The organism is Edaphobacter modestus (genome assembly GCF_004217555.1).
GTDB classification, from domain to species: Bacteria; Acidobacteriota; Terriglobia; order Terriglobales; family Acidobacteriaceae; genus Edaphobacter; species Edaphobacter modestus.
On the sequence record NZ_SHKW01000001.1, the window covers coordinates 5,919,212 to 5,931,823 of the forward strand.

Consider the following 12,612-nt stretch of genomic DNA (forward strand, 5'->3'; position numbering starts at 1 on the left):
CTGCGATGGATACCGTACCGTGACTGACGCTCAAGCAAGAGCAGCAACCGGCGCGGCCAAGGTTGGGCGGCTTCGGTCAATGCGAGAAGGCCAATGATTCGCCGGGCGATAGCGGCGGCTTCGCGACGGCGTTCAGTTCCAACTCCCATGCAGATGCGGCAGTATTGTAGTTCCAGTGCAACCGGGTACCGGAATGTCCCAACGCTTCAGAGATTCTCGACTCCTTGTAAGGGCCAAGCGATCGTCATCGATGAAAAGCACAGGATTCACGATTGCTCCACATGAAAGTCGACGGTACCACAAGCGATCCGTGGCACGAGGTCTTTGAGGCGGTCGTCTACAAGCTATCCAGGTATCTGTGGTCTCTCGCTATTTCCGGACCAAATACAGAAGCTGTTGGTTGAACCGGGCATCCTTCTTCAATGGGCCATGGAATCTGGAGCAGCTCGTGAGGCAATCTCGCTCACGACCATCCGGGACTTAGGCTTAACCAGAACGCTTATGGTGGTCATGGGGTGATGCTGATCATCATTGGTTGCGATGGCCGCGACTCGATGCCCGTTAACCATCAGGTAATCGAAATGACCGGATAAGCGTGGCTGCCAGAGAAGTGCCGGCCCGGAGACGTTTGTCAGACTGCTCATTTCGCTTCCGTCGTGACGGAGGTTGATGACGTTCGTGCGAACGGGCAAATGGTCCAGCTCCACCCACTGCGTCTTGCCCGAAAGTTGTGGCCGGGTGCTGATGACGGTCTGACCGGCAGGCGCTCGGCTATCAGTCCGTTGCAGGGAGGACGCAACGTCGATCCCCATCAATCCCGTGACGATAGCACCAATAATGGAATACGACACTTCGGGATACTCCCGTCTTTCGCGATTCGGCCGGGATAGGTCGAGAATCTGGGAATATGCTTCGTCCGACGCACCATACCGATACAGGATCTCTGGCAGATAGCTCTGTTCTTCAATCCCAGGAGTTGAAGCTTGAAGCCTCTTTTCGATCGCGGACAGAGCGCCCTTGATTTCAGCGGGATCCTCCGTCGCGGCGAAATAGAGAACGAACGCGTCGCCATCGCCAAAAAGGTCCTGGCCGTTTCTCGCGAAGCCGTAGAAATGGTGCTTCTCTGGGTTCCAAGCCTTGGTTTCGAGGAACCTTTGGACCGTCATGGCCTGGAGATCATATTTCCTTGCTTCATCCAAGTGATTCTTTGAGTGGGCGAGGTCGGCGGCGAAACGCAATGCTCGATACTCCGCAGCCAAGACATCCACGCCGACTACGAAGTCTTTTTGACCTTCGGTATAGCTCGGGATGCCTCTAGCCTCAACGAACCTTCCTGTGGGAGTCCGTTGATTCATAATGCGGTCGCGGACGAGTGCCGACGGTGGCTCAAGGTGCCATCGTTTCGGATAGTCGGAGACTGTGTGTTTGTAGAAGTTAGCAAATACGGGGTCATCGATATATGTCGTATCTCCGGTCCAGCGATACATTCGAAGAGCTGCGCTCATGACATCGAAATTTGCGGGAAGGTTGTACCAAAAGTCTGCATCGCTCTGATAGTCATCGCGCGAGGGCCTTCCCTGGCGATCAATCTCCCAATAGCTTGCCCAGTCTTTGGAAGCGGAGATGTTCTGAGCGAATTTCCGGAGCATGTTGTGATTATGCGAAGCAAGCCCAAGCGCATAAGCGCCCATCGTTTGATGAGAAACGTCACGCATGCAGAAGGAGTTACGCCCAGGCAGAGCTGCCTCATACCAATCACCCACCGGGTCGTTTCCTGATCCGACGTACGCAAGGGCTTGAGTCTTTGCCCAGTCGAACGTTTGTTGTAACGCTGGGTCTGAGGTTTGGAGGAGCAGCGGTGAAGACGCTCCTCCATGTGCTAACGCTCCTCCCTGTGCTAACGCTCCGAGAGAAGAAAGCGAACAGAGAAGCAACAAAGTCGAATAGCGAAGTGAAGGCGGCATTTTGTCCTATCTACTCCGTAGCAGGGTGACCCCGTGGTTGAGTACAAGGGGTTCGGAACCATTCTTGAGGACAGTTGTCTTCTTTTGCCAGACATCGGTGAATTCGGCTCCAGATTTGATCCCCAGAGTTGCGGCGTCTACAGGAAAGCTCATGGGAGATTCCCCCCGATTGAAGAGGGCGATCGCCTTATGCCCGTTTTCTAGTTGCCTCTCCCAAATTTCGAGTGGACCCTCAGCCCACACGCGATAGCCTGCTCGTCCAAGCCTGTCTTGATCTATTGCGATGACGTCCTTGTTCAGCAGAATGGAACGGGTGTCCTCTGTCATTGCACTCAGGTCATTGCCCGCAAGAAGTGGGGCAGCCAGGATGGCCCACAAACTCATGTGGGTCTGATATTCGATCGTGGACATATGACCATTGCCGACTTCGAGCATGTCGGGATCATTCCAGTGTCCCGGACCGGCGAACTTTTCCAGGCCGGCCTGTTGAAAGCCGATCAATGACATTTGGCTCCAGTTATCTTTTATGTCACCGGTTGTCCGCCATAGATTCGCTCCGCTCTCTGCGCCCCACCTCCAGACCGCATAAAGCCCATATTGGCAGAAGCTGTAAACGACGGGGTGGTGGGTATGCTGAAGGGCCTGATGCATCTTCTCGTATGCTGCCCGCTGCATTGCCGAAGCTTTCACAAGATCGTCACCCGCCTCCTGGCGGATAGTATCTCCGAAACTACATTGATCGTATTTCAGATAGTCGAAACCCCACCCAGCATAACTTTTGGCATCCTGTTCTTCGTGGTTGTAGCTGCCTTCATAGCCTGCACAGGTCTTCGGTCCCGGAGAGGAGTAGATCCCTATCTTGAGTCCCTTTGAATGCACATAGTCCGCAAGCGCCTTCATGTCCGGAAACTTCTTATTGGACTGTATGTTTCCACCGGCGTCCCGGTCTCCTTCCCATGAATCATCTATGTTCACGTAAACATATCCGGCGTCTCTCATACCGCTCGCGACGAGCGCATCTGCGGCTGCGCGGACATCCGCATCCGTGACTTTCTCTGCAAAGTGGTTCCAGCTATTCCAGCCCATCGGCGGAGTTCGAGCTTCCGGAGCGGAGTCTTGGGCGACAGCACAGTTTGGTGCAGCGACACTCAGAGTCAAAACTACACCCAGGAATGCGGACGCGCGTCTTCGGCTAATAACCCGGCTTGGCTGGAAATAAGTGATCATGTTTTTCGTCATTGGCTTTCTGGTCTGTGGTGCAAGCCCTGTTCGAGGATTTACCCCCTAGGGCTGGTTCTGTGGAGTATTACGGTCGACGGAGCTTACCTATGAAGTAAACGCAATCACTAAACCCGGACTCGATAGATCTCCGGGTGTTGCAGCACGAAGGCCGACGTCGCGAATGATACTTCCGGGGATATGCAGGCGATTTCCTCGCAACTGCACGGAACCCGTGATATCGACGGCTCTCGCCCCAGCTAAATCTTGCGCCAGAATCTTCTTTCCTCGCGGTGCTCTGTTGAAGGTCAAAGTCAGACTGTCGAAGTGACCGAAGATCCCAAATGGCCCTGGGGCATCGGCCACCGATAACGTTACATCGCATTCCGGCATATACCAGGCTTGGCCGACCCGGGTCCTCTGTTGTGCGCCAATGGCGACTGCGCCATTCGGAAAGCGTGCTGCAAAGACAAATGGTTTGTCGCCCTTTGTCTTTACTTCAGGCAGGTCGATGTTTCTCGCGATCCGAGCAGGTGCGCCCTGCCGTATAGTCGCTCCTACGAGTTCGTTTTGCCAGGTCTGCGTCGACTCAAAGGTCCAGCTATCGAGAAGAACTTCCTTGTCGATGGCGGTCTTCCCCGTTCCAGGCGAGAACGGTGCCGCAATCCGTTGCCATCGCACGGCCCGAACAACTTCGTCGAGTCGCTTCTTTGTCTGCCTGGGACCGTTGAAGAAAAGATCGGGATCCCCTCCAGGCCTCATCCCGACGAGAGGATGGCGCATGATTCCCATGGTGCACCCCATCACAGCCGCCAAATAGACCTCGTCCTCTACGTTCAACAGGGCTTTTATCTCCGGATGACCTTCTGCTCCCTCCAGCATCACAGCGAGGCGATCCAGCGTAGTGGGCAACGAAAGAATCGATGTCACGTCATAGGTCCTGTAAACATCCGTGTTGCGCAGGATGGTCATGCGGCTCGAGTCCCATGATTGCGCCCCGAAACGTCCATCCTTGTGCCAGTCTCCGTTCACGGGCAGTTCTCCATGGACATGCTCGAAGGTCAGAGGAATGTGAGTTTCGTTTCGCAGTCGAACCAGGCTAAAGTTCGGATCCCCAAGATCGATCTTCCAGTACTCAACCCCGGCAGAATCGCTGAGAGACTCTAAGTGGTGCGCCCGATCGTTATCGGGGGTGTTGCGACACCAGAGTGCCGCTCCGCGCCATCCGGCCTTCTGTGCCGCGAGGCTCAGCTTCCTGAGCCGTTCCGGAGATGTCCCGTCGAAAGAGGGGAATTTCTTGGTGTCCAGCTCGAACGTTGCTGTGCCTCCACTCTCCCAACCATCATCGAGCAGGAAAAAAAGCTCGTTACGAATCCTCGGATAGAACGAGTCTGCCCAGCCACCCTGAGCAAAAACGTTTTCTTCCGTCATGGCAGCACGCGCCAGATCGCCTCCGGGTTCCCCTTCGAGGAGAGTGGCGTCAAGCTTCGGGAGATCGTGGCCATACATATAGTTCTGCGTGGCCCAGGTACACCAGTAATTTGGCGCCTTAGACGGCTCAGCGGGCACCAAATTCATCACTTCGCGGCCGCTCGATCCAGCACTTTGCGCAATGCCAGAAATCGTCGGTGTTATCGTTGTCGCCAGCGACGCGGCAAGAAAGCGCCTTCTGCTCATACTCATCTTTGGTCCTTTAATAATTGCTATTTGCTAAGTCATGATTGGCACCACCCCAAGAGGTGATGCCAAGTATTGTCATTTCACGCTTCATTCTCAGAATGTGAAGCGACCGCCTAGCTGAATATCTCGCGGCGTTCCATTTGTGCTTGTAATTTGACCGAAACTAGGGTTCTGGGCCGTGCAACAGGTTGTATTCGGATTGGCATAGTGCGGCGTATTCGTGAGGTTGAAAGCATCAACCTGAAAGCTTGCTGCCATCGACTCATGAATCTTGACCGACTTCGAGAGGGAGACATCCGAGTTCCTGTAGCTTGGTCCCAACACCTTGCCAACGCCGGAGTTGCCGAGTTGATAGAGCGCCGGTGTTGTTAGGCAAGTGGTGTCGAACCATTCCGAAGTCTTTCCGATCTTCCGGATCGAGGGACAGGCAAGATTCGCGCGATTGGAAAAGCCGCTGTTGAGATTGTCATTCGAGATGCCGAAGGTCAGCGGCTGCCCCGATTGCAAAATTGTGATCGTGCTAAGCTGCCAACCGCCGAGCAACAAATCGACGGGGCGCGAACTGCCTGCCAGCCACTGTCTGCCGTGTCCAAACGGAAGCTGATAAACAACGCTCGCAATGAAGTTCTGCGGAACGTTGGGCGCCTGGCTTGTTCCAACGGCTCGATTTAGATTGTCATGCTGAGGATAGAAGACGTTCTGATCGTCAATCTCCTTCGACCAGGTATAGGAGATCCGTCCCTGCAGCCCATGGGAGAAGTTCTTCTTAAGCTCCGCCTGCAGAGAGTGGTAGATGGATAGTCCATCGGAAGTGGCGTAATTGATCGACGTTACTCCGGGCGCTATCCCGTAATACGGACGGCGTGTCGTCAGATCTCCGGGGCCAGGTGCTGGAGTATTGATGTTGTAGTCGCGATAGAGATGAACGCCTCTCGTTGCCACATAGCTGAGGCTGAATGACGAAGATGCGGTCAACTGTTGCTGCACGCCAAGATTCCATGCGTACGCGTTATCGGGACGGAAGTTTTGAGGAATCAAAGTGACAGAAGAGTTAGGTTGTGGAGTGACAGGTGCTGCGGTCGAAATCGGAACAAATCCCGGCAGTCCGTTGGTATTCACATGCCAAAAAGGCGTGTATGCAAGCTGCTGGTTCACGTAGTACTGCTGGAAGAATGGGAAATTGCGCTCCAGATTACCCCCAATCGCTCCAAAGTTACCGGGGAACGTAGTCATACCGAATGCACCGCGCACAGCAGTTCGCCCGTTGTTGGGTGAGTACGAGAATCCAACGCGCGGAGCAAAGTTGCCATAGTAATTGTTGACGTTCGGAGCGCGATTGGAAGAGCTGGCGATATCGAGCAGACCGGTCGACAGATTGAAGTTCGACTGACGATTGAATTTATCGACGGCTTGCGTGATCACATCCCAGCGAAGGGCGAGGTTCAATGTCAGCGACTTCGAGACATGATATTCATCCTGCCCATAGACACCGGCGAGATTCGCACGTGTCGCTGGATCCGTATCGACAAAACCCCTATAAAGAGAAGATGGCAGGCCTAGGAGGAAGCTGGCGAAGGCATTTCCTCCGGTACTGCTAGTGCAGTTAGGCCGCCCCGTGCAACTGCTTGTGTAATCGGCATTGTAGGAAAAGCTACCGTTCTGGCTGGCGTTCGCATTGGTCAGGGACGCCTGAAGACGCCGATAGTCCTCTCCGACGGTGATCGTATGCTTGCCAAGTACCTTGGTGAAGTTGTCAGTGATCTGGTAGACGTTTGTGATCCGATGAGAGTTGGTCCAATCCTGTGAGCCGGTGGCAGCGACATTGCTGATGTTGAAGATCGCTAAACCGGAAGCGCCAGGGAAGGCGGAATTATTACCATTAGGGATTCCTAGAGCACTGTTTTCATTGGTCTGGAAGTCATTGCCGAAATCCTTTGTATAAAAGCGATTGAATCCAAAGCGGAGCTCGTTGGTCGCGCTTGGGGAGAAGGTGTGGTCATAGCCCACAGCTATGTTGTGGTTCCTGGACAGGGCATTCACGTCATTGATCTGGATAAAGCGTGTACCTGGTGATGGAGCGGTCAGATCGCGACGCTGATAGGACTCGCGAGCGAAGAGGTGGTCGCCATTCGGCAGTTGGTAATCCACCTTGATGTCGAACTGGTGGTTGTTATCGGTCTCGGAAGTGTTTGCCTTGTAGTTCTGATTGATGCTGTTTTGTGTTGTTGCTTCTGGCCATATGTTTGCGCCTGCCACCATTTTTGCTGCGGTGGGATCGAGGCGAGAGGAGGGAACCTGGTAAGCAGGCCCTTGACTCGTGGTGACGATTGGGAACGGGTTGCCGGTGGATGGGTCATAAAGAGTAGGGAATTGACTGGTAAGAAAGCTGCCCTGCTTCATCAGATCCGTCGGGACCGTAAGGTTATAGGCGATGCCATTGTTGAGGAGCAGTCCCTGATAGTCCACGAAGAAGAATGCCTTGTTGCGGATAATCGGGCCACCTAACGAACCGCCAAATTGATTGGCGCGATAGGGTGCTTTGGTGACTGCCTGCCATTGGATGGCATTTAGGCTGTCGCTCCGAAAGAACTCATAAGCCGATCCATGAAATGCATTGGTGCCTGACTTAAGGAAAGCGTTAACCTGGGCGCCCCCGTAGGTGCCCACCGTAGCCTCTGCGTTGTTGGTCGAGATTTTGATCTCCTGGATCGAATCCAGGGCGGGGGTGATGTTGATAAAGGCATTCAGTAGTTCCATGTTGCTGACACCGTCAAGCGTGTAGGTCGTGCCGCCCCAGGGCATTCCGTTGACACTAGCGGTAATCGAGCCCGAGGCTCCGGCACCTGCAGCAGCTTCAGGCGCACTGCCAAACCCGGTGGCGACAGAACCCGGAACAGTTTGCACCAATTGCGAGAAGACTCTGCCGTTGAGCGGCAGGCTTGAGATGTCACGAGTGTTAAGCACCTCACCCATCGAGGAACTTGTCGTATCCACCAGGGGATTGTCCCCAGTGACTTGGACAGATTCTGTTGTTGCCCCAAGCTGTAGGATCACATCCGCCCGCGTGGCATTATCGACAGTCACAACATTTCCGGTAGAGACAGTCGTACGGAAGCCAGCAGCGGCTACCTCAATTTTGTAGTTTCCGGGCGACAGCAGGTTTGCGATAAATTCCCCCTGACTTCCGGAGGTGTATCTGCTGGAGACGCCCGTATCCTGGTTCGTCACGGTGATGGTTGCTTTTGGGACTACTGCGCCCGTTCCATCCTGCACTGTGCCCTGAATCCGCCCGGTCACACCTTGCCCGAAGCACATAACGGTAGACGTAATGAGCGCGAGCGCTGACAAAATAAGCAGCATTCCTCGAAGCGAGGCGGATAGCGAGTTGGATCCCGCGAGTCTGTGACAAGAGTTTATTTGCGATTTCATAGGCCTCCTTAAGGCATTGCGAACGCCGTTCTGTCGCGTAGAGTCCTCTGCGTGATCCGAGCGATGGAACAGGGACCAAGTGGACCGAAGGGTGTGAATCTTGGTCTTTGGTAGCGGGAGAACACTAGAGGTTGGAAGTAGCCGCAGTCTAGCTAAACGCCTGCTACCGTGGGGCTACAGTAAAAAGTCATGTAGTTATCTGGATGAAAATACATAAGTTACAGAACGTTACAAAGCGTGTTACAGAGAGCGTTCTGTGATCTGCCGAAGCAGTTTTCGCAAATAGGCGGTGCGCAGACGCAAGACGTATGAGCCGCCAAGCCTAGTGTTTACGAGAAAGGAGCACGGATCTCTTAAACTGCGTGCCGCTTTTATGGCCGGACACTCCAGAGAATCGCGGATAGCTGTGCAACGAATGTTGGAAGCTATTTCTTGTCTGGAAAAGGATGCACTGCCCTCAGTTCGGAGCTCAGGACCTGGTCACCCTTTTCGAGATGAACCAGGACCAAAGCCTGAAACCAAGGGGTTCCACTCTTCGCACCGTTCTTGCCATCGGCCACGGAAAAACCCGCAGAGGTAAGCGCGGCGGATAACGTCTCAACCCCAGAACGTGAGGTGGCGAACTGGGTGGCGCCCTCAGTTCCTTTGGTGTCCAAACCGCCGATCACCACAATATTGTGTCCCTCAACTACGCCCGGCTGTATCGAAATCAGGCTGTAATCCCTTTTGAGCACCTGGGTCTCAGGATCACGTTCCGTGTGATAAGTCTGATCTTCATTCCTGCTAGGATGAGCATTCACTATCTGTGCTCGCCATTGCTCACGTCGGGAATCGGGGTTTCGGAAGGTGAAGTCTCCCGTAGCCAACAGCTGACTGACAGCAATATTTTGAAAAGGCGATCCCAGTAGGATGACGGTATGTTGCTGCAGGTCTTGGGGAGTAATGTTGCGGCTTGTCTTAATTGTGGGCTTCAATCCCATCTGGGCAAAGAGGGTTGTTAACATCGCAACGCTCTCGAGTTCGCCTGTTCCTGTATATCCGTCTTCGTAATAGAGTTGGCCGGCGTTTCCGACCTCTACGGGATTGGCGGCGAACTTACGCGCTAGATCGGGATCTACGCGGGCCCCTCGATTGTCGCTTGCTCCCTGACGGAAGCGGAACAGATCGTTGGAGTCGTCCAGAAGGAAAACGGCATTCGGGTAAGCAATGATCGGAGCAGTATCGTTGCCTAGAAACGACGCCCAAAGAATTTTGACCGGATCTTTCGGCTTGCGGGCGAAATGGCTTGTACTTCCAGCGGGAGCATCCCCTGCAATCGCGGAAGTGGCCTGATAGTTTCCGGCGAAATACCCGGCAGCCAACGCAAAAAGGATTAGTGCAACCTCTGTAGGAACGGCGAGGGGGCGAGTGGCTTGGTCCTGGGCGGACGTCGGCGACTGATCTATTTCAGATGGATTGCTGCGTAAAGACGAGAACAGATTACGTACTTTCGAGATTAGGTCGATTCCAGCGTGGACTTCATCAGGATTAATCTCTTGCTGCTGAGTGACATCGACCACTTTGGGCCGAAATGTTGGGTGATAACTCCCTCTGGGGATATCTACCAGCACCGGGTCATGCATACCCTCCTGCTGGTAATACTCCTTCAGCTTCTGACGCAGCCTATGGATCTGTACTCGAACGATCGTATCCGTTTTAGGATCGAAAGTTGATTTGCGACCGAACGCCTCCACGCCAATTGTGTATTCCTTGAGCCCCTCGGTCTTGCCCTCAAGCGATTTGCGACCCAAATAATCAAGTAACTGCACCAATGTCAACGAGTTACGGAGAGTCTCGGAGTTAACGAGCCGCCGCAGCTGCACTTCATTCTCCTCAATGGATAGCTCATCCTCTACCGGCCTCAGTTGCCCGTTTATCAATTTTTCCCCAAGGGGTGCCTTCCCCCGGTCGCAAGTCTAGCAGTTCGTGCGCACGACGGACAATCGAACTGGGCCCCTTCGCGATAAGACGAACACCCAAACAATTCGCCGTTGCTCTACAGATCGCGATGAAGGACTGGAGTTTTAGAGGCTGCGACGTCTTATATCCTATAGGGAGTCGTCAGCCTTTGGGTTGTCGATCTCGGGGAGCTCGTGGCTTCGCCAAAAAAGATTGCTGCGGGGGCCCTTCACACCTATATCAGCGTCGGCCACTCAGAACTCCGACGCGATACGCGTTCAAAACTGTTCAATCCTTGATTCTGCGGTTCAGCTTCGAAGAACTCCCCTTCAACTTCGGAGAAATGCAATTCAATACAAGTTTGTTGGCATCAAATATACGACAAATCCGGACAACCCCGAAGGCGATCGAGTTGTAGCTTTGATCGCTATGGCGCTATGTTTCAGCGATATTTGGCGTAACCGATCGAGGCTGTGGGCACTAGTCCAACGTACACAATGGGCAGCTGCCACTACGGTTTGGGTTAAGTCTCTGATTGTTTTGGTGAATGCCTGCCCAGGCGCTCACAACCATACCTAATATCCGGCACTTTTAGAGCCACCACTACGCCAAATATCTCTGAAAGAAAGTGACACTCGTTTTGACGGCTTTGCCACCGGAAAGCAGGGAAGGGGAGCCCGTGGCCCTGACCCCAGCCCAGAGTCTGCTGCGCAAGCGGTTGCTGGATGCGGTTGCCTCGCCTCATTCTAAGCGGAACTACGCCCGGGCGCTCGATGACCTGTTCGCCGACCTCTCTCCCGGTCTTTATTAATGGAGTGGCGAAGTGGCATGGACTCCCTGTCCCCTTCGACGATCAACGTCCGGCTCTCGGCCGTGCGCAAAATGGTGGGCGAAGCCCAAACGCGCCGGCATGATCGGCCAGGAGGAGGCGGCCAGTCTGACCGACATCCCCAACATCAGCCAGAAGGGAACCCGGCTGGGGAACTGGCTGACTCGCGAGCAGGCGAAAGAGCTGCTGGCAGTTCCCGACCGATCGACACTGAAAGGGAAGCGTGACTACGTCATCCTGGCACTTCTGGTCGGTTGCGCGCTGCGGCGTAACGAACTGGCTGAGCTCGACGTCGAGACCATCCAGCAATGAGAAGGGCGGTGGGTGCTGGCCGACCTCGAGGGCAAAGGCCGGCGCATCAGAACCGTGGCGATTCCGATCTGGGTCAAACTGGGTATCAATGCCTGGATGACCGCGGCCGGCATCGAAGATGGTCGGCTGCTGCGGTCAGTGTCCAAGAGCGGAAAGATCAATCGCGACACACTGAGTGACTGGCCAATCTGGTCAATAGTTGAACAGTCATCCAAGCAAATCGGACTCGAGCACTTCGGCGCCCATGACCTCCGCCGGGCTCTGGTGCAAATATTTTCTATAGGCAGAGTAAGGTCCTGGAGAAGGATTGATCTATGCAGCGAGGACAGCGTTCCAGAGAGCGGGCGCAGCGTGGTCTTTGAGACGTAAGGGGCCGAGGGCGAATTGATCTTTGTGAATACGACGTAGTAGCTCAACTCCGGCAATGGTGATGGCAGCATAGTCGAAGCGCTTGAATCCGAGCATGGGTCCAGTTCTGGACTTGATCCCGCGATGATCCTGCTCGACGAGATTGTTTAGGTATTTCGATGTTCGCAGCTTGGTGTGCTTCCATACCTCGTTTTCGCTCGGCATCTCGCGCACTGCTCGTTGGGATGCGGCATAGCCATCCAGAGTGATGCTGATGGGAGCACGCCCGTGGGTGCGGAGCGCCTTGCGGAAGAATACCTTGGCCGCCGCAACGTCTCTCTTTGGACTCAGCCGGAAGTCGACTGTATTGCCCTCCTTGTCCACGGCACAGTAGAGATAGACCCATCGGCCGCGCACCTTCAGATATGTCTCGTCTATGTCTCGTCGACGCGCCACGAGCGGCCAGCTTTGCGTGCATAGCGAGCCCAGCTCTTTTCGAACGCCGGGACATACCGTTGGACCCAACGCATGATGGTCGTGTGAGCAAGCTCCAGTCCACATTCTGCGATCATCTCGACAAGATCCCGGAGGCTGAGTTTATAACGAAGATACCAACGCACGCACAATAGGATCACCCTCACGATCGAAGTGCCGACCCGCAAACATTGCCTTCGTTCCTTTCCCATTACTCATACCAGCACCAAGCTCCCCAAAATAACACTGTATCCGAATGGGGAACTCGCTATTTGCACCAGAGCCCCCTGCGCTACAGGCCGAGCTTCGTCTCGTGATCACGAAGGCACGCTTTGAAACAAAACCCAGAAACTAAGCCCGTGTGAAGCTGTGGATTGTTGTCTGTGATGGCACCGGGAAGAGGGAAGAGACATTGACATG

The 12,612-nt window shown here is 54.3% G+C and carries 7 protein-coding genes and 1 pseudogene; 2 read left to right on the forward strand and 6 right to left on the reverse strand.

The features are described 5' to 3' along the window. Positions 1-419: 419 nt before the first annotated feature. The 5 genes from BDD14_RS25140 to BDD14_RS25160 all read right to left on the reverse strand — a co-directional run bounded on the left by BDD14_RS25140 (position 420) and on the right by BDD14_RS25160 (position 10,153). Positions 420-1,763 carry a hypothetical protein gene (locus BDD14_RS25140; RefSeq protein ID WP_130422282.1) on the reverse strand — a complete coding sequence of 448 codons (1,344 nt, stop codon included), beginning with the start codon at positions 1,761-1,763 and terminating at the stop codon, positions 420-422. Between the two features lie 207 nt (positions 1,764-1,970). Then, positions 1,971-3,050 carry a glycoside hydrolase family 27 protein gene (locus BDD14_RS25145; protein WP_242618185.1) on the reverse strand — a complete coding sequence of 360 codons (1,080 nt, stop codon included), beginning with the start codon at positions 3,048-3,050 and terminating at the stop codon, positions 1,971-1,973. Positions 3,051-3,290: 240 nt separating this feature from the next. Continuing rightward, the gene (locus BDD14_RS25150; RefSeq protein WP_130422286.1) at positions 3,291-4,865 is read right to left on the reverse strand and encodes a hypothetical protein; all 1,575 of its coding nucleotides are present in this window, start codon (positions 4,863-4,865) and stop codon (positions 3,291-3,293) included. Between the two features lie 90 nt (positions 4,866-4,955). Next, positions 4,956-8,222, reverse strand: coding sequence for a TonB-dependent receptor (locus BDD14_RS25155; RefSeq protein WP_165420235.1), 3,267 nt, complete (start codon positions 8,220-8,222; stop codon positions 4,956-4,958). Positions 8,223-8,716: 494 nt separating this feature from the next. Beyond that, complete coding sequence (locus BDD14_RS25160) at positions 8,717-10,153, reverse strand: hypothetical protein (protein ID WP_130422290.1); 1,437 nt, start codon at positions 10,151-10,153, stop codon at positions 8,717-8,719. Between the two features lie 755 nt (positions 10,154-10,908). On the opposite strand from BDD14_RS25160, the gene BDD14_RS33855 reads away from it, so the two are divergent. Then, a complete protein-coding gene (locus tag BDD14_RS33855; RefSeq protein ID WP_278045507.1) occupies positions 10,909-11,040 on the forward strand; it encodes a hypothetical protein in 132 nt (43 codons plus the stop codon). Positions 11,041-11,139: 99 nt separating this feature from the next. After that, the gene (locus BDD14_RS25165) at positions 11,140-11,370 is read left to right on the forward strand and encodes a site-specific integrase (protein ID WP_165420236.1); all 231 of its coding nucleotides are present in this window, start codon (positions 11,140-11,142) and stop codon (positions 11,368-11,370) included. 312 nt (positions 11,371-11,682) lie between these two features. Here BDD14_RS25165 and BDD14_RS25170 read toward each other — a convergent pair. Next, a pseudogene (locus tag BDD14_RS25170) lies at positions 11,683-12,384 on the reverse strand (IS6 family transposase). Positions 12,385-12,612 lie beyond the last annotated feature (228 nt).

Excerpts from the sequence above, each read along its gene's own strand:
- BDD14_RS25145 (WP_242618185.1), bottom strand. The coding sequence starts at position 3,050 with ATGGGCTGGAATAGCTGGAACCACTTTGCAGAGAAAGTCACGGATGCG.
- BDD14_RS25150 (WP_130422286.1), bottom strand. The coding sequence starts at position 4,865 with ATGAGTATGAGCAGAAGGCGCTTTCTTGCCGCGTCGCTGGCGACAACG.
- BDD14_RS25155 (WP_165420235.1), bottom strand. The coding sequence starts at position 8,222 with ATGCTGCTTATTTTGTCAGCGCTCGCGCTCATTACGTCTACCGTTATG.
- BDD14_RS25165 (WP_165420236.1), top strand. The coding sequence starts at position 11,140 with ATGATCGGCCAGGAGGAGGCGGCCAGTCTGACCGACATCCCCAACATC.